The following is a 17,429-nucleotide window of genomic DNA, read 5'->3' on the forward strand; positions in this document are numbered from 1 at the left end:
AAATTACAGACCCAACTCTTTAAAGGCTTTTTCATCCAACTTTCTCAAATCATCTAAGCTATAGAAACGGCCTTCAGGATCAAAGAACTTCTCAAAATCAAATTTCCCATCTTTATAGAGCTTAAAGCGCTTTGGCCCTAGCCACTCTTTTTGAAAGAAATCATCTGTTTTCTTAAAGAACTCTTTAAATGTGGTGTTTGCGTCCAATTGCCCTATTAATTGGCTGCGCTCATCTTTCGGGATGTCCTTTACTTTGCGCTCATCCATTACAAAAGGACGTTCTCCTGGAAGTTTCCCATCTTTCTCAACTGGTACCAAAATACTGCGGCAATGAGGATGCAACGGCGGTACACGTTTAGCTGGGTCGTTTATTTCCCAAATTGAGCCATCCAGCGAAGCACACAACTTAGAAGTTCTTCCATCAAGAACGCTAATAAAACGCACATAATCAAAGCCCAATTGATTAAAGCTATTTAAATAAGCTTGATTGGCTACGTGACTTCTTACAGTCCTAACAGTGCGATCAATATCAGTCTTGGTACCATTTAAGATTCCATCTTCATAATTGAGCCGTTTGGTACCGCGAATACGCTGAATAATTTCCTGATTGCTTTTGCCAGTGCTGATTCCATCACGAATAGCATATTCAACTTTTTGGCGGGCACTTTCTGCAATTCTTGATAAAATCTCATCAACAAGAGCACCGCCTGTAAGTGGAACCTTTTTAGCTGCAGAATAAAGCTTTTCTCCATCTGGTTTATTTATCGTTGTGCCGAATAACTTTGCCATATAGCTGGCTTCATATACGGCCATCGCAGTAGCTGAAACTGCGAAAGCTTCCGGCAAGCTTGTATTTACACTACTAAACCATTGAGAAATTAAATCTCTTATTTCCCTAAGGTTTGAAGTTGTGTATTTCCCTCCAGCTAAAGCTATCTTTTCTGAGTCACTAAGTTCATCCAATAGGTCACGAAGCTTTGAAAGCATTGCGTTTGTATCATCATTGAACAAACCTAATAATTCATTTACTGATTGTGAAGAAGCACGATAGAGATAAGCCTGGTGTTGAGTGAGTATCTCCAAAAGATTTTTATTATCTTTAGCCATATCACTTTACCTATAGATTCAAGGTCCCGTCTTTTTCACCTTCGACATTGACCAGCTCTTCTTTATACTTTTGTTTTGGGAACATTCCAGTCTGGTTATATTCCCACCAAGATTTAAATGAAGAACGGCCTTGTAAAGCTGCCTCATATAATTGTCGAGCTAGTTCAGCTTGATACCCTTGTTTATTAAATTCCTGACTAATTTCGAACATCAGTTCATCTTTAGTCAGAACATCAACATTAGGTGTTACAAACTTAGCTGCCCATCTTAAAGCCATCGAAAAAGCTTCATTCATATTCACAACACAAAGTGAAAGAACGGAATGCTGCACGGCGTCATCACTGTTAGATTCAGTAGCAGTCTTTTTGGCCGCTGAACCCTTTTCGATTAAACGCGCACCCATCTCTTTCATCTGTTCCCATTTATCCCTCATGGCTTCCCGAGCTAAAGTGTTTGGATCTGCTTGTACAATCCCCAAATCACCGTTTTCAGGTAAAGGTAAAAGAACTTTTGCACCAATATAAATGCCACGCTTTTTGGCCTCGTCGTACCAAGCCCAATTGACTCCCTTTGCATAAAACTGCGGTTGGCCCATATAAAAAACGGACTCTTGAAAGTCCGCACTATCTCTATAATGAGCTAAATTAAGATTAGCTAATGGGAGCAATGGAGGCTTCTTAATCTCTTCGGAGTTATCAATAGCCCCCACAAAAGTGAAAGGAATATATGACCAGGTATCACCGTTATAATCAGTTGGTGATTTCTTTTCTCCCCCCACCCAAGTACCTTTATCCCCTTTGGTGTAAACCTGAACCGTATAGATGTAATTTCCTTCATTATCAGGTTCTAAACGAAGAACCCGGTATTGCTCCACGTCTGTTTTACTAAAGCCATCATTCCCACGTTCAGAAGTAAATTCACGGATAACCACTAAGCAAAGCTTTTTCTGGTTATCAATCATCATTGAATCCCAATTGATTACATCAATGGCATTCAATAAGTGAATCATCGGATAGGCTTTTTGCTGTTTAAACTCTGCAAGATTTCGTGCCGGTGTAACTGCTGGGTAATCAACATATAGGGCGCATCTGTAATGCTTTAATAAGTGTCGAATACCCGTTTGTGCCAATTGATAAGCGCTTAAGCCTGCGCCGTTAGCATTACGCTCTAAATGAGCGAGCTGTGATGGGAACTTAAAGCTTGGATCTGTAGCAAATGCAGCACCCACTAAACTGTTTGACGTTGTACCTGTAACTTCATAAAACACAGCACGTATCAAATAAGCTAAATAAGCACTTTTGTTTGCTGGCGTTTTGTCATGCGCATTTGGCTTTGGTAAATATTTTTCACCTTTAGCCTTAACTGCATCCTCACCTTCACAAACATCATCTAGCTTTTGCCAGTATGGCAAGTTTTTAACATACTCAGGATGTTTAAAAGTTACGTCACTCATCGAGCAAATCCCATATCAGCAAAGAAGGCTTCAAAACCTCCATTCAATTCATTAAATGCATCCGAACCAGCATCAACCTGGTCGTCATGCGTTCCATTCGGAAAATTTCGAAGCTCTTCAATAAAGTCTTTATTCCAATCGCCTCTCAGCATTCTGACGTTACCCACGTTAACTTGAGCCGCAAAAGGCTGTGCTCGTGTGAGTTTGTCTCCCGAAACAGGTTTAGCTTTGACGTCATATCCTGCAAGAAGTTTCACGAATGAACTGGCTTGTGATTTACCAGCTTGTCCAGGATCTTGAGGAATCCTTACCGATACGCCCATTCCATCTAACTCTGTGACTTGTTTTAAGCGTTTATTGACGTTGTCTGGACCAAGTTGCCCTTTGGTTACATCGACGATATAAGTAAAGCCATCCGCACCCAAAGCCTCCCTAACACCTGCAGTAAAGTCGCCTTCATTCTCAGTTGCACCAAAGTCCCAAGCTCTTACTTGCTTCACAATATCAACAGGTAAAGCATCAACAATTTCAATATTGTCAGGCTTAAAAAAACCGCCTGCAGGCGGTGATGGCATTTGTCGGTACTGACCAGCAAAAACATACGGTGCGGCTTGCTCCATTTGTTTCAACTTTTGAATATTATGTTTAGCTGGCCATAAAGCAGAACCATCCTCTTGAATTGCTGAAAGGCAAAGATGATCCCACACCTCACCGTTACCCCCCTCAGCTGGTAAACCGTCTTCTCTCTTCCCTAACAACCAACCAGCCAAATCATCTTCATGTAATCTCTGCATAATGACAATAATCGGCGTATCAGGTGAGTTAGTACGAGACTCGAGTGTATTTTGGAACCAGTCAATTACACCTTCACGGATAGTTTTTGATTTGGCTTCATCGGCCTTATGTGGGTCATCAATGATGATGCAACCACCAAAGCCTTCACGCATTTTGCCTGCACCGAAACCGGTAATGGTACCACCTGTACCAGTTGCATAGCAGACACCACCAGCAGCTGTACGCCAGAAATCCTTAGCTTTACTATCATCACGCAATTTAAGATCAGGGAATACCTTTTTATAAGCCTCTTCTTGAACCATATTGCGAGTCTGAAAAGCATTATTAGCAGCAAGCATTGCCGAATAGCTTATATGAATAAATTCAGAATCAGGATTCTTTCCAAAACACCAAGCCATAAAATTAATTACAGCAATTTCAGTTTTTGAATACCGAGGTGGTACGTTAATAATTAACCGCTTAGTCTCACCGCGATAAACCTTCATCAAAGCTTCACAGATTTCTAAGTGATGCCAGTTCTGCATCCATTTATAGTTGCGGCGCTCCTTAAACATGTACCTTGTGAAGAAATATAAATCTTCTTGCGCCTCGATCTTGATGGCTTTATCCCGAGCCGCGTCAGTACTCATCTAAGACCTCCCTCCGCGCTTTTAAGTACTCTTCCATTGGAACAGGCACATCTGAATTAACCGTTTGTAATGGTCCGCCGTCTTTGCCTGTTATTTCTTGGCGGTTTGTAAACTGTCCACCAATGTCTTTTGCAGCCTGCTCTAGAATTTTTAGTGCCGTTTTTACGTTTCTAGTTCTATCAAGCTGTCTTTGATATTGCTTCAGACGGTAGTACTTATTAGCAATTGGAATATCAATTAAGCCTTCATCAAATTTCTCTCTGGTCGATTCAAAAAGCTCAACAAATTTCTTGCTTAAGTTTCTGCCCGAATATTTAGTTGGGTCATAGCATTCACATTGGCTACGACTAATATCAACTCCAAACTCTTGCTTGACCTGTTCAACCACTTCTTGAGGGGTATCACGGCATGCAAGAGCTTGAACAATAAATATTTTCGCAGGCTCTTTTAGTGCTGCCATAAATTCCCCTTCGTACAGCTACGTACAGCAAACAGGTCAAAAAAAATCCCCTCTCTAGGGGATCATCTTAAAATGTCTTAGAGCCTCTTCAACTTTATCTCTATGCTTCAAAGGACATGGTTTAACTCTTTCTTTACCTTGCCGATTACTACGCATTGTTATTCCATGTTCCGATTTAACATGAGCAATCCAACAGGACTGAGCTGTAATTTGATAATGCTCCTTGATGTATTCTTGAAGCTGCTTATAAGTGGCCATGATTTTCTCCTAGTTTTATTAAACGTACTGAAAACTAGTTGTGTTGAATATCTTTAATGTGATCCTTTTAGTACATTAATTAATCATACAGTTTCCGCAGCATCTTGAAATATCTAGATCCGAAACAAACGGTGGATTCTTGGCGACCTCAATTAGTCGCTTAACGTTCTTGCTTGGTCCCCACCGTTTAACTACACCAATAAACTCTTCAACATCATGACCAGCTAAATAATGTTTAGGCAGCCCCGTATTATCGCTATAAAGGATCTCACCATCTTCGTCTTTCATAACCCCGATATGATACAGCTCATGTTCAAGCAAATAACAAAATTCAGTATCGTTAGCCCGCTCACAAAAAGAAGCATCTACAGTAATTAAGTATGTTGGCACAGCCCCGAACCAGTCTCGCATTTGTTGCTCTTGTCTAGCTTTACGCCAGCCACCGACATTAAACATAACTTTTTCACACTGTCCTAATACCATAGCTTGTTTGCTTTTATAAGCAGAAGAAGCCCAAGCAAATGCCAAGAACTCTTCTTTATCATGCAATAGCTCAGCAATATGATCATGATCAGGGTTATGAAGAGGTCCACCAATCGTTAAGTAATTAGCAACAACCCATTTCTTTAAGTCTGGTGCTGGTATTAAACGAATTGCTTCCTCTTCTTCGGCCTGATCAATAAAGTCAGTTGGTGGGAATGGTCTGATTTGTTCCATCTTCAATTCTCGCTAATTCGTTTTTAATCCAGTTAATTGCATAACCCGATTCAATTTGATGAGGTTCAAGGCGCTCAAATACATAACCCCGATCTATAGCTAGATCATACTTACTAAATGAATTTGCTATCTTTGTGCCACCGCAACCAACAGCCCAAGGACTCCCAGCAATTTCTATAAGAAGATTCAACTTCACAATATAAAAATCGAACCGCCAATTTTTGGTTGATTCAAATTGAAATTTTCTTCGATATCCAATTCGATGCTCTTCTAGTTCTTGAAATAAAGTTTCTTCGGCCTCGAGATATTTTTCTTTAGCTTTAGGCAATGGTCTGCTTTTAGGTTTTGTTTTAGGTTCTTTTTTCCGTGTAAGCCAGAAGTATTCTTTATCATCCATATTTCATCCATAAAAAAACCACTGCAAAAGTGGTTTTTATTACTATCATTTTTAATCAGAATCTTTGTAGGCTGTAACCTCCATACTGTTTAACAAATCAAACCAATTATCTAGCAATGCAATCAAGTCTTCCTTGCTACTTGTTACTCCAATAATCTTTTGAAGATGGTATTCATCCTTTTCATCTACTGAATTAATATCTCTAACAAATCCAGCATCTTTAAGTTGTTGTCTCACACTATTGGTGTCGTTACAGTCTAGGCAGATAACTTCAAAGTTATTTTCATTGATAAACTTCAATTTATAACCTGTCTTTCTTTCGAATGGCATATTTTCACCAATTAAATTAGTTAATGTTTATTTATTATACTAATTTATAGGACAATCATCAAATATATTTTATTTTTCAAATACTTAGTTCTCAATAGTAAATTATTTACTATCGGGAACTAAATCAAATTAATAAAAGAAAAAGCCCCGCCAATAACTAGTATGTAGCGGGGCTATTTGCGCCGTAATCCGTCCGGCAAGTAAACTCGCAAAGCGTCCTAAGCGAGTGGGGTTTTAAAATCAAAAAACCCGCTTCTAAAAAAGAAACGGGTCACAAAAACAAAAAATTTCAGCGCAGTATTTGATTTTGATAATACAAATTAAAATATGTATTTACAATATATTTTAAGAAAATATTTCTTGAAATAGGATTTTAGTCAACCAAGTATTAAAGGCTTGCTTAGCTGTAAAAGATGGAGCCTGAAATAGATCAATATCTACATTTAAATCATGATGCCCTGAAATTTTATATCGACCACCGCCTAAAGTAATGATGTTCGTATAAGGATATTTCAATGTTGTTAATGCACGGCCTAAAAATCTAGCTTGCTTTTCTTTATCGTTCTGACACGTCTTAAATTCCTGTGAATTTACAAAGAGATCATATTCTCGATCTATTGTTACCTTAATTTGCGTAAGTTCCACTTCGATCTCCTTATTATGGGAAATCTTTTTATAACACATAAAAACTCACTATTAGTGAGCTCTTAAGTTAAAAATTGATATCGATGTTATCAAAAACAGATGATGCAAAATCAACTATATCTTTCCCGAGTTCTACAATTAAGTCCGTTACTTCAACTGGATCCGGGTTCACAGAATTAAGCACTGAGTTTTCTTGCTTTTGCTCATCCTCTGCATCTACTTGTTCTATATTATTAATTGAATCATTTTGATTTTGCATTAATTTAAGCCAATAAAATTTAATTGAGACAAAAACTAGTTTTTAGATGCTCTAAGGATATTTAGTACTTTTTCTGACATGTCATGCAAGTCCGATCCAACAGGCAGCCAAAATTGATAATTAATGTTGTCGCGGTTAAAAATCTGTTTGTAGTACTCAGTAGTGAAGGTTGGGTCGATATCAGAAGCTTTTAGTAACTTTCCTTCTTTTTCTATTACTTGCCCGTCAAGTTCACCACCAACACAGATATTCATTTTACTTACCAGTTTTAATTAGGCTGGACTATAGCACAAATGAAAACCTCCCGAACCTAGCTTAGCTTAATAACCCACTCTTGGATCTACCTTTAGTCTATTTGCTGGATCTATAAAATTTCTAAATAGCGTTTGAGCCTCTTCAGTACTAACATAACCTTCAATTAATTCATAAAAATTTTCAAAATTATCGATCTTGCCAAAGCTACCAAACTTATCTCTAATTTCTTTTAGTTTCTCATTTGGTATTTTTTTAGCTGCTTTGTAAGCTGTCAAATAATTGTTCGATTGATCAAAAGCTTTTCTTGGAGAGGAGTAAGCTACTGACATGGGTGCAAAGTTGCTTAAATAATTTTCAAAAACTTCTTCAGCGAATTTAACAGCAACACCTTCTTCAAGTGAGTTGTAAGGCAGACCAATTTGAAGTATTGGATTTAGGGTATGAACCGTTTCATGAGCCATCTCATATACTAGATCCCACCAAGTTTTTATGTAAGGCCCTATGCAAATCGCAACTGTACTATGGTCATCCATTACAGGGCAAACTTTAGACCATTTGGATGAAGTCAAATCAACTTGATAGTTATAAGTGTATAAAGGATCAGGGGAGCCATAATTTTTCTTTACTAATTCATGGAGAACAAAGGCAATAATACATCTTAATATCAAATTCGATTCATTATCTTCTCTTATATTTAGTGTTAATTGAGATGAAATACTTTCCAAATCTTCTAGTAAGCTATCTTCTTTAATACATTCTAGATCTGTATCAAGTTTTTCAAGCATTTTGCGAAACGCAGAAATAAACTTGTCCAAGTTAAACCCAGTTATTTCGTTAGATAACTCATATTAACTTAATTACCTATACAAAAAAAACCTCGCATTGCGAGGTTTTAATACGGCGGTTAAATATATAAATCGCCAAGTTAACACAAATATGCCATACCCCGTGCGCACACTCAAGCGGTTTTTTCAAAAGTTTCAAATGAAAAATGTGGATTACGGCTTTTGATATAAGCTAGACCACATTTTAAATCCTGTCGAATTTGATTAACTGATGTTTCATTACTTTGAGCAATATCTCTTAATGAATTACCCATAACATGATGTGACCAAATTGCTGAGATCCATTCTTGTAAAATATGGTCTTCAATTAGCTGCATATCAATAAACAATCTATGTACCCCACGTGCTTCATTATCGTTTAATTGACAGCAAGTACCCTTACGGCGAGTACAAAAACGATCTTTAAGAGTTTCATCACTCATGTACATAGCTATTAATTGCTCACGCTGCTCTTGAGTGATGCGTTTTGTTGGCATCGTTTTAACGATTTTGACCATAGTTTCAGTATCACCGTTTAACCATGCTCCAAGCTGGCGACACCACTCTTCAAAACTATATTTAGACCAATCGACCGCTTGTAATATGTGTTGTACTGGCATATTCATTTTCATCCCACCAATTGCTCAATTTGTTTAATCGCCACGCCTGCTTTAACTTGCTCTGTACTGAACCGTAAAACCGTAAACCCCATCATTGCTGCTTCGTTGTATTTCTCCATATCTCCTAAATAACCTTTGCCCCTTGTATGACGGCCTCCGCTCCAGATCCCGCCTTCTACCTCTACCAAAATCTTTTTTCCCGTAATTAAAAAATCCGCTCTCCATTTACGTGTTGGATGGAATTTGTATTCCTGCTCAAAGCCAATCTTGTGTGTTTTTAAGTGCTGTACTAGCGTTGCCTCACCTTCACTTACGACTCGTTCTTTTTTTACTGAAACACGGCGCTTGGGTTTGCTTCGTGGTTTCGCATAAAGACGCTTGTAATCGGCAAGACTCATTGATGACATCAAGAACCACCTTTCAGCAAATGGTCCAATTGAATAGCAAAGCAGTTATAAACTCGCGCTTTATCCTGATCACCAAAAAGGCTGGAAGAATGAGCATCTTGTTTATACTTCTTAGCCAGTTTTTCAATTGACTCCCTTAGTTCAATCAGAGTGTTTTGCTTTTTACCGCTTAGTGGTTCAATTGAACGCGATAAATGGTCAGCCATTTCTTTTTCCATATGATCGAAGTAACTTTGACGTGCTAAATCTCTCGACTTAATTAGCTCTAGTGAAATAAGTTTTTCCATTTCACGACGTTGCGCTTCAATCCATTTACTATCCATTTATTTCTCCACCTACATTAGTTTTCTTCACCGCATATTTGCCCTTTCTCGCCAACCACCACAAAACCACAGCTCCGCAAATTGCTGCTGTAAAAAATGAAATGAGTGAATCCCACGCTAAAATCTCGAATTTGTTCATGCATTCGCCCCATCAATTAACTGCTGAATATTTCTAGGGATTGGCATACCTTCACGGCGACACATCTCTGCATATTCATGTGGATTGTCAAAAGGATCTGGTCCTAACTCTTGATTAATCTCAGGCTCTTTTTCCTTTGCTTGTTGCTTTTGCACTGGTGCAGGTTTACGCCCATTGATTTTTAGGCGGTCCATTAATGAATGGAGGTGTTTTTGTGCCTCATCATTTGAAACCGGCTTATGTACCTTCTGCACATTTTTATGCGCTAACAAAATTGGCTCTTGATACCAAGCTTGGACTTTTCCCTTCAATTGAGCTTCAGCTTTGTACTCGTCATAAACTTTGATAAATTCCACTTTGGCTTTGTACATTTCGCCGTCTTGAATTAGTGAATAAACCTGATCTAAAACAAACTTTGTCAAAGTCGTTATTTCTTGGTTTTGCTCACGGCCATCTGGCAGAGTCACCTTCTTGTGATTTGATATTTGCGTATATTCACAAGCTTTTATCCAAGCCTTCTCAGCGCTCCACCAATCGTCACCCATACACATCGCACGAAACTCTGCGAAGTTAGGCATGTAGGTATTGGTACTTGCGTAAAATAGTGCTAAGCCTCTTTGTAGTTGGTTAGGAGTAACACCAAACAATGCTTTAGCAAGTTGCTGTTCAACAATTTGCATTGGAACCGCATTTTTTCCTTCTACAGGAAAATTCTTATTGAACTGAACAGCGTACTTAGTTCTGTAAGCTGCAATTAGTTCTTTCAAATAACTTTCAAAAGGTGCTAATTCGTTCATGATCAATGACCTCCAAAATCTCGCTGCGCTGGCGTAACGTCAATTACATTTGAACGGTTGCTCTCAGCAAACATTTGAGTGAAATAACCCGGTTCTTCAGGAATATTTTGAGAAGGTGTTTTTTCTTGAGTCACATTTTGGCGGGGTTCAAACACCCCCTGATAATTTCCAATAATTGAGTTTTCAAGAGATTGGTTTGCCAATGGACCAAACGATTTAAGTTTTTTAAGGATTAACTTAACGGCGTTTTCTGAAAGTGGTTTTTTAATACTGATACGCATATCAACAAAATTGTTCCACAGATCTGGATCTACAGATTCAGGTAGTTCAACTGAACGTGGATCAAAATCATTTGTTTTTTCTGATTTAAGTTTTTCAGAAACAGACTCACTTTTTTTATTTATTTTTTTAATACTTTGAGAGTTGTTTTTGATAGTGATACTTTGTGTGTTAAAAATTTTTACTAGTAGCGGTAAAATATTTTTACTAGTCTGGTTAAAATTTTTAACTAGCAGTGGTAAAGAATTTTTACTAGTTTGACCGTAAATTTTAGGCAGTAAAAATTTTTTACTAGGGAATTTAATTACTAATCCAACGCTAGTATCGTTACCTAATTTGAAGGTATTTCCATGAACTGTGCTTGGTTGTTCCACGACTAAACCAACTTTAATAAGCTCGTTTAAGCACTTAACAACTGTAGGTCTACTCTTACCTGTAATTACTTCAAATTGAGACAAAGAGATGGAATCCATCTCCTTATTCCAGCCACGTGTTTTACGGCAAATAACCAAGTAAATTTTGCATGAAGCATCAGATATTTTATTTAAAACATCATCTACAAATGCATTAGGTACTTGAAAGGAATTGGGTACAAAATTACTCATGTGACTTTGTCTCCAATTTGACAAGACCGCGCATTTCCAACTGACGAATGATTCTTGGTGGAATAAATTCGTTGTTGATTTTGTAGCGAGTGCGAGACTTTTCTTTCACCTGAATTAGCTTGTGCCCATCCTCCATAAGACGGCGAACTGCTATAGCCTGCCCCCCCATATGAGTTAATTCCTCAAGTTGATAAAATCTTTCCTGAGCCTCAATTGCGGCATTCATGACTGAAAGTGGCATAGCTGCTAATTCTTTAGCCGAATAGATCTTTACTGGTTGTTTCAAGGGAATTACCACCTCTAGCGGTGTGGTGGAAACGGAAATATCCTGTTTTCTTCTTGCTGCATATCTCACTTTTCACCATCCTTTGGCTTAACATAGCCTCCAAAAGAATCAACCAAACACGCCTTGGTTAAGCTAGTTACAATTTGCTGTGCTAACCACTGCGTTATGCGAAATTGGCGAGCCATAGCCTCTGAAAATTCAACTTTGGTTACCGCCGCATTATTTTCGTCATAACCTTTGTTACGTAAATTTTGCTTTTTCACCTCAAATAGGAGCCCAAGCACTCGCAATGCAGGCTCATAGAAAGATTGGATTTCACTTTGCTGACGAGAATCTTTGATTTGCTGTGTAAAGCTGTTCATGACACCTCCGCTAAGGCTTGCTCAGCGCTAGTTAGTCGGCGTTTGGCATTAAGTTCAGCAACTGTTGCTGTGCGGATTTCTTTTGAAGAAACCAGAATCAAATGATTCTCTGATTTAATGGTCCATAAACTAGTCAAAGTTTTGTTTTTAACTTCAAACAAATCATTTGATTTGAAAGTACGACACTCTTTAGTAAGCACTACAACGTCACCTATTAAAAAATCTTGTGAGTTGAGTTCGATTGGTTGTTCTGATAAATTAGTTTGCATATTCGATTCCTCTAGCCAGTAATTGAATTAACTAAGCCTGATTTCCGAGATCAGGCTTTTTTAATATCCAAGTTTTTCCTTTTGACCACTGATTTCGTCATGAAACAGATCATCTACAGTTTCAATTCGATTCATCCAGCTTTTAGACATAACTAAAAGTGCAGCAACTCGCTCTTTATCAATGCTTTGATAATCTTTTGGTACAACCTTTAAACCAAGTAGACTCAAGAGCTCGCAAAACATTTCAATTTCATTCAATCCGTTGTTTTTCTTATCTGTTTTAAGTCGAGTAATTGTGCTTGGATCAACCTTTAAGTGTTCTGCAATCTCTTTTTGATTGCTTAAATCAAGACCATGCAATATGCGGGATGCATCATTTCTAGCGCTTGCAGAAAGATCTATTGATAATTTGCTCATGGTGGTTCCTAAGCCGTTTTTGAAGTTCCTAAAAAGAAATCAAACAGGCTTTTGTGAGTTAGTTGTTGATTACTTGCTTCAACCATTTTTTGAATGGTTTCCATTCTTGGGTTTTTGCGGGCATGGATTAATTGAGTTTCCATATATCCATATGTAACTTTTACTTCTTTGCAGAATTTGAGACGTTCACTCTCACTTAATCCACGCCAGTAGCTATAAAGAGTAAGCATTAATACACCTCACTGGTAAATTTATATATTAAATATACCCACAAGGTAAATAAAATACAACCTGTTAGGGTATTTATTTTTTTTACCTATTGGGTATTTTTGAGTTCAGCGCTAGAGGTGAATTGAAAAAATGAGTGAATTAAAGACTATTCATGAAATTAGGCTTGGAAATACAAGAAAATTAATGAAGGAATCGGGACTAACTCGTTCTGAATTCGCCGAAAAGATTGATATGTCTTATGGATTGGTAAGCCAATACATTGGAAAGAATCCAACAAAGAATATTGGTGATGAAACTGCTTTAAAAATTGAAGAAGCTTTTAATAAACCACGTGGGTACCTTGATCAGTCTGACAATCAAAATGAAAATGCACACCAATTAAATGGTACTGCTAGTTTTAAGCAACTCGACATAGAAGCATTTAAGAAAAAATATAATATTCCTGACAGCGAAGATGCTGTACTTTTCTCAAATGTTATCGAAAAACCATTAGTTATTTCAAAAAGATGGGTTCCAGTTAAGGCATATAGCAAGATGGGCATGGACGGTTATTTTACAGACATGGGGTATGATGGAAACGCTGGCGATGGGTACATTCCGACTCACACTGCTGGTGATCGATCATATGCAATTAAAGGAACTGGTGACTCAATGTACCCCGCTATCCGTAATGGCTGGTATGTAGTCTGTGACCCAGATGCAGAATTAACGCCGACTGAATTTGTGCAAGTTTGTTTAAAAGATGGTAGGTGCACAATTAAAGAATTTATTGGCATTCATAATAATGTTTTAAATCTTTTAGCTGTAAACGGCGGCGAACGCTTAACTTTTGATATGGATGAAGTCGAAAGCATTACTGCTATTACCGATATTGTACCTCCTAGCCAACACAGACAACAGCATCCTAACGCTCATTAATTATTTTAATATACCCTTATTTAAGCCCACCAATTGGTGGGTTTTTTATGGCCTTTACATTAAATACACCTAGGAAGTAAAAAAATAATCATCTAATTTCACCTCACAGGTATTTACTTTATTTTACCTTGCAGGTATATTTTTCTTACAGACAACAAAAAAGCACATCGACTCTTCTACCTTCCGATGTGCTTTTGCAACTTGCGAGATCAATTATGAATGTAAAAGTAATTCCACACAAGCATAAGGTAGCAGGACTTACAGCAATTACTGTACTTGTTGCCCTTGGTTCATGTGAATATCAAAGCGCTAATTCTAGCGTCCCTTCTAATTACTCATATGAAAGCAAACAAGTAGTTGCTTCTGAATACGAGCTTTTAGGTGCTAAGCAGACTGGTGAAAAAACTGGTGTAGCTGTTATACGCATTGACGGCTTTAAATTAAACATAAGCTTTGATTTTGACGGTGTAGCAGATAGCTACGGTGTAGCAGGATCTGACTTTACAGCTGCAGAAATTACCAACCTTGCAATTGAGTCAGTTACAGACCTAAGCGGCAAGCCTTGGAATGATTTCACCAATCGCGATGACCATAAAAATATAAATATTTTGTTGGTTGGCTATATCGACCGTAATAAATGGTTGGAGGCAGCTTAATGAAGAATTATAAATGCCCTACCTGCAATAAAGTTATTCCTGTTGACCGTTCAGAAATCAAAGCTGGTGATAAGGTTTCATTTTGTAGAGTAACTCAAACTTCTAAATCTGCTCGTTTTTCTTCAAGAGAAGGAATTGTCGATTGCCGTGAAGGTGATGTGGTTTTAGTTAAATATCGCAAAGAGCTTATTCCTTTAAATATTAAGGATGTCACTCCAGCTGGCGCACCTGGCCCACTTACTTATGCCTTTGTTGGCACATGTGAATGTAAGGAGGCTGATCATGTCTAATTTCAAAAAGCACCCTGACGGCTACAAATCATATTTAGGTCTTGACCGTTTAACAAGCCTCTATTCCGTTCGAATTGGCTGGCAAGTGTATGCATCTAATGCTAATGGCTCAGTTCTTTACAAAGTTAAAGACGAAGTTAAAACGCCTTTAGATGTTGAAAAGTTCAAAACTGAATATCCGAAAGTTTGGGAAGTTCTCACACAAGAAATTGATTTCCAACGTAGAAAGCAATTCGCAATAAAGCTACTTGAAACAAATATCTCTTCACCTGACCGTAAAAACTATAAGCGTTCTCGCGGTTTCACTGGCTCAAGATAAGGATAAGAAAAATGGCTCTACCAATTATTACTGCTGACCAAACACTATTAGTTCAAGCAATTATTGTGTACCTATACGCTGATCCGGGTTTAGGTAAATCATCGATGGGCTTTACTGCGGAAAAAGCAATTTCTTTTGACTTTGACCGTGGTGCTCATCGTACTGGTGAATTACGTCGTGGTGCGGTTGTACAGGTCCAACAATGGAGTGATGTTGCAAACCTTACTCCTCAAGACCTAGCACCTTATAAAACAATTGTTCTAGATACAGTTGGGGCAATGCTTGAAAGCATTAAAACTCATTTATTGCTCACAGCAAATAACCGTCAGAAAGATGGCTCTTTAAAGTTAAAGGCCCAAGGTTTAGCGAATCAAACGTTCAAGCAATACATCAATACATTGATCAGTCTAGGCAAAGATGTTGTTTTCATCGCGCATGCTTCTGAAGATCAAAATGGTGACCAAATTATTTACCGTCCAGATCTAGGCGGTAAAAACCGTAATGAACTTTACCGAATAGCAGATGTCATGGGTTATCTCACAACGGTAACCACAGGTGAAGGTAAAAATGCCCGTGTCATCAGCTTTAAACCGTCCCCTACCCATCATGCAAAAAACTCGGGTGCACTAGGCGGAGAAACTGGCGAAGTATGGGTGCCAGATCTAAAAGCTAATCCTACTTTCTTAGCCGATCTAATCACCCAAGCTAAGGACCACATCAACACCTTAACACCAGCACAACTTGCTGCAGCCAAAGCTCAAGAAGAGTTAGAAAACTGGAAACAAAGCTGTGAAGAAGCTGAGCATGCTGGTGATCTTAACCATTTAACTGAATCGCTAGATAAAGAGCACATGTATTACCAGAACATGCGCCAAGCAATGCTTTTGCGAGCTAAAAATTTGAACTGCACATTCGATAAAGAACGCAATTCTTGGATTAGCCCTCCTGAATTTAACGGCATTTCAGACGAACAAAGAGACGAGCTTCAGAACTTTATTGCTAAACGTGGCCTCGATGTAAAAACAGTGTGTGAACACTTTGGTATCGATGCCCTTATTCAAATTGAAGCAGCAAAACTTACAGCAGTTAAACAAGACATTGAAACATTAGCAAAAACGGGGATGACAGCATGAATAATTTACTAACAGCATCTGAAGCATTTGCAGCTCTTCAAAAAGGTAAAACTGTTCTTTGTCGTCCTGCTGGAGACATGTTGGACTTTGCAGATTTAGATCAATTCCCTGCGTCTGTTTTTGGCAAAACGGGTTTTGAATTCTGCATCAAAATTGATGTGATTGAACTTGCTGGCATTACTTTTACTAAGCCTTTAACTGTTGATGAATTAGAGGTTGGCACAGAGGTATTTGTTATTAATCCCGCTGGCTATATTGAGAAGCATGTTTATCAAGGTGTGGGCTATGGCATTGTCACAATGGTTGATGGCGGTTTTGCTCAACGTGATTTGGATAATGCCAGATTACAATATGAAGCTCTTTGTAAAGTACTTGGTGGCAATTCAATAAAAGATGTGCCTTTAAAAACTACGGAACTTGAAATTGAGAATAAACAGTCAAAGAAGCGTAGTAAAAAAGAACCTCAGGTCAAGGCAGAAGAACCACAAGTTAAAGAAAAGACTAGTGAAGTTATTCCTGTAGAAACTCAGCCTGTAATTGTTATTACTGAACAAACTAATGTCACTACGTCTGAGGATCTGTTAGTTCCAGAAACTAACAAGCCTAAAGTTGATCCTGAATATCAAAAAAACCTCGATAGCCTTCTGCAACGGGTTAAGGAGTCAAAAACGCCAGAAGAAGTAAATGCAGTTTATCGATACACACGCACTTGGTCAGATAAACAAATGGAGCCTTTGCTTCTTGCAACTCACAAGCGACTTGAAGAGCTCGAAAAATCTAAAGTGTCTGCAACTGAACCACCTTCATTAATGGTCCAGATCCAAAACGCACCTGACCTTACGACATTGGATGCGCTGGAAATTGATGTGGCTGCACGAGATCCACAGATTCAGCCTAGACTTATGGATTTCGTTAAAAAGCGCCGCTATGAATTAGAGAACCCGACATCTACAGCACCTCAAGAGGATGAACCTAATTATCTGTTAGGAGGCAACTTCTAATATGAAAGATCAGTTCAAGAAAGTGAATAACAAGCACTTACTTGGTTTTACGAACTACTTGCACTTGCTGGGCTTTGTAATAGTCCGGCAGGGAGTAAACCAAGCAATGCTTTTAACAAAACACTATGCCGTACCTGTAGCTTGGCGCCGCATAACTATCGACTACAACAACCGGTTAAATAAACCCGCCCAGCAGCTTTATAAAGAGTTTGTTGAGTGGACTAAAGAAGAATATTTGAGGGCTTAAA

General features: G+C 38.2%; 30 protein-coding genes. 7 read left to right on the forward strand and 23 right to left on the reverse strand.

Annotation, left to right across the window (positions count from 1 at the left end):
• Positions 1-3: 3 nt before the first annotated feature.
• From AC52J8_RS13730 to AC52J8_RS13840, 23 genes are all read right to left on the reverse strand, one after another.
• Positions 4-1,107: a minor capsid protein gene (locus AC52J8_RS13730; RefSeq protein WP_269019122.1), complete on the reverse strand. Its 1,104-nt coding sequence runs from the start codon at positions 1,105-1,107 to the stop codon at positions 4-6.
• Between the two features lie 10 nt (positions 1,108-1,117).
• Positions 1,118-2,560, reverse strand: a complete 1,443-nt coding sequence (locus tag AC52J8_RS13735) for a DUF4055 domain-containing protein (protein WP_496538826.1) — start codon at positions 2,558-2,560, stop codon at positions 1,118-1,120.
• A complete protein-coding gene (gene terL / locus AC52J8_RS13740) occupies positions 2,557-3,984 on the reverse strand; it encodes a phage terminase large subunit (protein WP_496538827.1) in 1,428 nt (475 codons plus the stop codon). Before terL ends, AC52J8_RS13735 begins: the two co-directional genes overlap by 4 nt.
• Positions 3,974-4,444, reverse strand: a complete 471-nt coding sequence (locus tag AC52J8_RS13745) for a DUF2280 domain-containing protein (RefSeq protein WP_496538828.1) — start codon at positions 4,442-4,444, stop codon at positions 3,974-3,976. Before AC52J8_RS13745 ends, terL begins: the two co-directional genes overlap by 11 nt.
• A 54-nt stretch (positions 4,445-4,498) precedes the next feature.
• On the reverse strand, positions 4,499-4,702 hold the full coding sequence (locus AC52J8_RS13750; protein ID WP_199976251.1) for a hypothetical protein: 204 nt from the start codon (positions 4,700-4,702) through the stop codon (positions 4,499-4,501).
• 75 nt (positions 4,703-4,777) lie between these two features.
• Positions 4,778-5,419: a putative metallopeptidase gene (locus tag AC52J8_RS13755; protein WP_496538829.1), complete on the reverse strand. Its 642-nt coding sequence runs from the start codon at positions 5,417-5,419 to the stop codon at positions 4,778-4,780.
• Positions 5,388-5,816, reverse strand: coding sequence for a hypothetical protein (locus AC52J8_RS13760; RefSeq protein WP_496538830.1), 429 nt, complete (start codon positions 5,814-5,816; stop codon positions 5,388-5,390). Before AC52J8_RS13760 ends, AC52J8_RS13755 begins: the two co-directional genes overlap by 32 nt.
• Before the next feature lie 51 nt (positions 5,817-5,867).
• Complete coding sequence (locus AC52J8_RS13765) at positions 5,868-6,146, reverse strand: hypothetical protein (protein WP_284089001.1); 279 nt, start codon at positions 6,144-6,146, stop codon at positions 5,868-5,870.
• A 345-nt stretch (positions 6,147-6,491) separates the two neighbouring features.
• Entirely contained in the window at positions 6,492-6,791 is a 300-nt protein-coding gene (locus AC52J8_RS13770; protein WP_151302897.1) for a hypothetical protein, read from the reverse strand.
• Positions 6,792-6,858: 67 nt separating this feature from the next.
• Positions 6,859-7,050: a hypothetical protein gene (locus AC52J8_RS13775; RefSeq protein ID WP_496538831.1), complete on the reverse strand. Its 192-nt coding sequence runs from the start codon at positions 7,048-7,050 to the stop codon at positions 6,859-6,861.
• 35 nt (positions 7,051-7,085) lie between these two features.
• Entirely contained in the window at positions 7,086-7,304 is a 219-nt protein-coding gene (locus AC52J8_RS13780) for a hypothetical protein (RefSeq protein WP_496538832.1), read from the reverse strand.
• A 66-nt stretch (positions 7,305-7,370) separates the two neighbouring features.
• The gene (locus AC52J8_RS13785; protein ID WP_496538833.1) at positions 7,371-8,120 is read right to left on the reverse strand and encodes a hypothetical protein; all 750 of its coding nucleotides are present in this window, start codon (positions 8,118-8,120) and stop codon (positions 7,371-7,373) included.
• 143 nt (positions 8,121-8,263) lie between these two features.
• Positions 8,264-8,761 (reverse strand): hypothetical protein, encoded by a 498-nt coding sequence (locus AC52J8_RS13790; protein ID WP_496538834.1) that lies wholly within the window; start codon positions 8,759-8,761, stop codon positions 8,264-8,266.
• Positions 8,758-9,156, reverse strand: coding sequence for a DUF559 domain-containing protein (locus tag AC52J8_RS13795; RefSeq protein WP_350589617.1), 399 nt, complete (start codon positions 9,154-9,156; stop codon positions 8,758-8,760). The genes AC52J8_RS13790 and AC52J8_RS13795 overlap by 4 nt, the downstream gene beginning before the upstream one ends.
• Positions 9,156-9,479, reverse strand: coding sequence for a hypothetical protein (locus tag AC52J8_RS13800; RefSeq protein WP_350589618.1), 324 nt, complete (start codon positions 9,477-9,479; stop codon positions 9,156-9,158). The genes AC52J8_RS13795 and AC52J8_RS13800 overlap by 1 nt, the downstream gene beginning before the upstream one ends.
• Positions 9,472-9,618: a putative phage replication protein gene (locus AC52J8_RS13805; RefSeq protein ID WP_496538835.1), complete on the reverse strand. Its 147-nt coding sequence runs from the start codon at positions 9,616-9,618 to the stop codon at positions 9,472-9,474. Before AC52J8_RS13805 ends, AC52J8_RS13800 begins: the two co-directional genes overlap by 8 nt.
• The gene (locus tag AC52J8_RS13810; RefSeq protein ID WP_496538836.1) at positions 9,615-10,415 is read right to left on the reverse strand and encodes a hypothetical protein; all 801 of its coding nucleotides are present in this window, start codon (positions 10,413-10,415) and stop codon (positions 9,615-9,617) included. Before AC52J8_RS13810 ends, AC52J8_RS13805 begins: the two co-directional genes overlap by 4 nt.
• 2 nt (positions 10,416-10,417) lie before the next feature.
• Positions 10,418-11,299 carry a phage replication initiator YdaU family protein gene (locus AC52J8_RS13815; protein WP_496538837.1) on the reverse strand — a complete coding sequence of 294 codons (882 nt, stop codon included), beginning with the start codon at positions 11,297-11,299 and terminating at the stop codon, positions 10,418-10,420.
• The gene (locus tag AC52J8_RS13820; protein WP_496538838.1) at positions 11,292-11,654 is read right to left on the reverse strand and encodes a hypothetical protein; all 363 of its coding nucleotides are present in this window, start codon (positions 11,652-11,654) and stop codon (positions 11,292-11,294) included. The genes AC52J8_RS13815 and AC52J8_RS13820 overlap by 8 nt, the downstream gene beginning before the upstream one ends.
• The gene (locus AC52J8_RS13825) at positions 11,651-11,947 is read right to left on the reverse strand and encodes a hypothetical protein (protein WP_496538839.1); all 297 of its coding nucleotides are present in this window, start codon (positions 11,945-11,947) and stop codon (positions 11,651-11,653) included. Before AC52J8_RS13825 ends, AC52J8_RS13820 begins: the two co-directional genes overlap by 4 nt.
• Positions 11,944-12,216, reverse strand: coding sequence for a hypothetical protein (locus AC52J8_RS13830; RefSeq protein ID WP_086611668.1), 273 nt, complete (start codon positions 12,214-12,216; stop codon positions 11,944-11,946). The genes AC52J8_RS13825 and AC52J8_RS13830 overlap by 4 nt, the downstream gene beginning before the upstream one ends.
• Before the next feature lie 60 nt (positions 12,217-12,276).
• Positions 12,277-12,633, reverse strand: coding sequence for a transcriptional regulator (locus AC52J8_RS13835; protein ID WP_086355078.1), 357 nt, complete (start codon positions 12,631-12,633; stop codon positions 12,277-12,279).
• Positions 12,634-12,641: 8 nt separating this feature from the next.
• Positions 12,642-12,863, reverse strand: coding sequence for a hypothetical protein (locus AC52J8_RS13840; RefSeq protein WP_057070176.1), 222 nt, complete (start codon positions 12,861-12,863; stop codon positions 12,642-12,644).
• Between the two features lie 130 nt (positions 12,864-12,993).
• Here AC52J8_RS13840 and AC52J8_RS13845 point away from each other — a divergent pair, with 130 nt between their 5' ends.
• From AC52J8_RS13845 to AC52J8_RS13875, 7 genes are all read left to right on the forward strand, one after another.
• Positions 12,994-13,782: a LexA family transcriptional regulator gene (locus tag AC52J8_RS13845; protein WP_086611670.1), complete on the forward strand. Its 789-nt coding sequence runs from the start codon at positions 12,994-12,996 to the stop codon at positions 13,780-13,782.
• A 215-nt stretch (positions 13,783-13,997) separates the two neighbouring features.
• Positions 13,998-14,438 (forward strand): hypothetical protein, encoded by a 441-nt coding sequence (locus tag AC52J8_RS13850; protein WP_496538840.1) that lies wholly within the window; start codon positions 13,998-14,000, stop codon positions 14,436-14,438.
• Positions 14,438-14,728 (forward strand): hypothetical protein, encoded by a 291-nt coding sequence (locus tag AC52J8_RS13855; RefSeq protein WP_336016567.1) that lies wholly within the window; start codon positions 14,438-14,440, stop codon positions 14,726-14,728. The genes AC52J8_RS13850 and AC52J8_RS13855 overlap by 1 nt, the downstream gene beginning before the upstream one ends.
• On the forward strand, positions 14,721-15,047 hold the full coding sequence (locus AC52J8_RS13860) for a hypothetical protein (protein ID WP_336016569.1): 327 nt from the start codon (positions 14,721-14,723) through the stop codon (positions 15,045-15,047). Before AC52J8_RS13855 ends, AC52J8_RS13860 begins: the two co-directional genes overlap by 8 nt.
• A gap of 11 nt (positions 15,048-15,058) precedes the next feature.
• Positions 15,059-16,180 carry an ATP-binding protein gene (locus AC52J8_RS13865; RefSeq protein ID WP_336016571.1) on the forward strand — a complete coding sequence of 374 codons (1,122 nt, stop codon included), beginning with the start codon at positions 15,059-15,061 and terminating at the stop codon, positions 16,178-16,180.
• Positions 16,177-17,181 carry a hypothetical protein gene (locus AC52J8_RS13870; protein WP_336016573.1) on the forward strand — a complete coding sequence of 335 codons (1,005 nt, stop codon included), beginning with the start codon at positions 16,177-16,179 and terminating at the stop codon, positions 17,179-17,181. The genes AC52J8_RS13865 and AC52J8_RS13870 overlap by 4 nt, the downstream gene beginning before the upstream one ends.
• Position 17,182: 1 nt before the next feature.
• The gene (locus AC52J8_RS13875; RefSeq protein WP_077170192.1) at positions 17,183-17,428 is read left to right on the forward strand and encodes a hypothetical protein; all 246 of its coding nucleotides are present in this window, start codon (positions 17,183-17,185) and stop codon (positions 17,426-17,428) included.
• Position 17,429 lies beyond the last annotated feature (1 nt).

This window comes from Acinetobacter sp. S-1, assembly GCF_059579785.1.

Coding starts and splice junctions, on each gene's coding strand:
- AC52J8_RS13730 (WP_269019122.1), bottom strand. CDS start 1,107: ATGGCTAAAGATAATAAAAATCTTTTGGAGATACTCACTCAACACCAG.
- AC52J8_RS13735 (WP_496538826.1), bottom strand. CDS start 2,560: ATGAGTGACGTAACTTTTAAACATCCTGAGTATGTTAAAAACTTGCCA.
- terL (WP_496538827.1), bottom strand. CDS start 3,984: ATGAGTACTGACGCGGCTCGGGATAAAGCCATCAAGATCGAGGCGCAA.
- AC52J8_RS13745 (WP_496538828.1), bottom strand. CDS start 4,444: ATGGCAGCACTAAAAGAGCCTGCGAAAATATTTATTGTTCAAGCTCTT.
- AC52J8_RS13750 (WP_199976251.1), bottom strand. CDS start 4,702: ATGGCCACTTATAAGCAGCTTCAAGAATACATCAAGGAGCATTATCAA.
- AC52J8_RS13755 (WP_496538829.1), bottom strand. CDS start 5,419: ATGGAACAAATCAGACCATTCCCACCAACTGACTTTATTGATCAGGCC.
- AC52J8_RS13760 (WP_496538830.1), bottom strand. CDS start 5,816: ATGGATGATAAAGAATACTTCTGGCTTACACGGAAAAAAGAACCTAAA.
- AC52J8_RS13765 (WP_284089001.1), bottom strand. CDS start 6,146: ATGCCATTCGAAAGAAAGACAGGTTATAAATTGAAGTTTATCAATGAA.
- AC52J8_RS13775 (WP_496538831.1), bottom strand. CDS start 7,050: ATGCAAAATCAAAATGATTCAATTAATAATATAGAACAAGTAGATGCA.
- AC52J8_RS13780 (WP_496538832.1), bottom strand. CDS start 7,304: ATGAATATCTGTGTTGGTGGTGAACTTGACGGGCAAGTAATAGAAAAA.
- AC52J8_RS13790 (WP_496538834.1), bottom strand. CDS start 8,761: ATGAAAATGAATATGCCAGTACAACACATATTACAAGCGGTCGATTGG.
- AC52J8_RS13795 (WP_350589617.1), bottom strand. CDS start 9,156: ATGTCATCAATGAGTCTTGCCGATTACAAGCGTCTTTATGCGAAACCA.
- AC52J8_RS13800 (WP_350589618.1), bottom strand. CDS start 9,479: ATGGATAGTAAATGGATTGAAGCGCAACGTCGTGAAATGGAAAAACTT.
- AC52J8_RS13805 (WP_496538835.1), bottom strand. CDS start 9,618: ATGAACAAATTCGAGATTTTAGCGTGGGATTCACTCATTTCATTTTTT.
- AC52J8_RS13810 (WP_496538836.1), bottom strand. CDS start 10,415: ATGAACGAATTAGCACCTTTTGAAAGTTATTTGAAAGAACTAATTGCA.
- AC52J8_RS13815 (WP_496538837.1), bottom strand. CDS start 11,299: ATGAGTAATTTTGTACCCAATTCCTTTCAAGTACCTAATGCATTTGTA.
- AC52J8_RS13825 (WP_496538839.1), bottom strand. CDS start 11,947: ATGAACAGCTTTACACAGCAAATCAAAGATTCTCGTCAGCAAAGTGAA.
- AC52J8_RS13830 (WP_086611668.1), bottom strand. CDS start 12,216: ATGCAAACTAATTTATCAGAACAACCAATCGAACTCAACTCACAAGAT.
- AC52J8_RS13835 (WP_086355078.1), bottom strand. CDS start 12,633: ATGAGCAAATTATCAATAGATCTTTCTGCAAGCGCTAGAAATGATGCA.
- AC52J8_RS13840 (WP_057070176.1), bottom strand. CDS start 12,863: ATGCTTACTCTTTATAGCTACTGGCGTGGATTAAGTGAGAGTGAACGT.
- AC52J8_RS13845 (WP_086611670.1), top strand. CDS start 12,994: ATGAGTGAATTAAAGACTATTCATGAAATTAGGCTTGGAAATACAAGA.
- AC52J8_RS13850 (WP_496538840.1), top strand. CDS start 13,998: ATGAATGTAAAAGTAATTCCACACAAGCATAAGGTAGCAGGACTTACA.
- AC52J8_RS13855 (WP_336016567.1), top strand. CDS start 14,438: ATGAAGAATTATAAATGCCCTACCTGCAATAAAGTTATTCCTGTTGAC.
- AC52J8_RS13860 (WP_336016569.1), top strand. CDS start 14,721: ATGTCTAATTTCAAAAAGCACCCTGACGGCTACAAATCATATTTAGGT.
- AC52J8_RS13865 (WP_336016571.1), top strand. CDS start 15,059: ATGGCTCTACCAATTATTACTGCTGACCAAACACTATTAGTTCAAGCA.
- AC52J8_RS13870 (WP_336016573.1), top strand. CDS start 16,177: ATGAATAATTTACTAACAGCATCTGAAGCATTTGCAGCTCTTCAAAAA.
- AC52J8_RS13875 (WP_077170192.1), top strand. CDS start 17,183: ATGAAAGATCAGTTCAAGAAAGTGAATAACAAGCACTTACTTGGTTTT.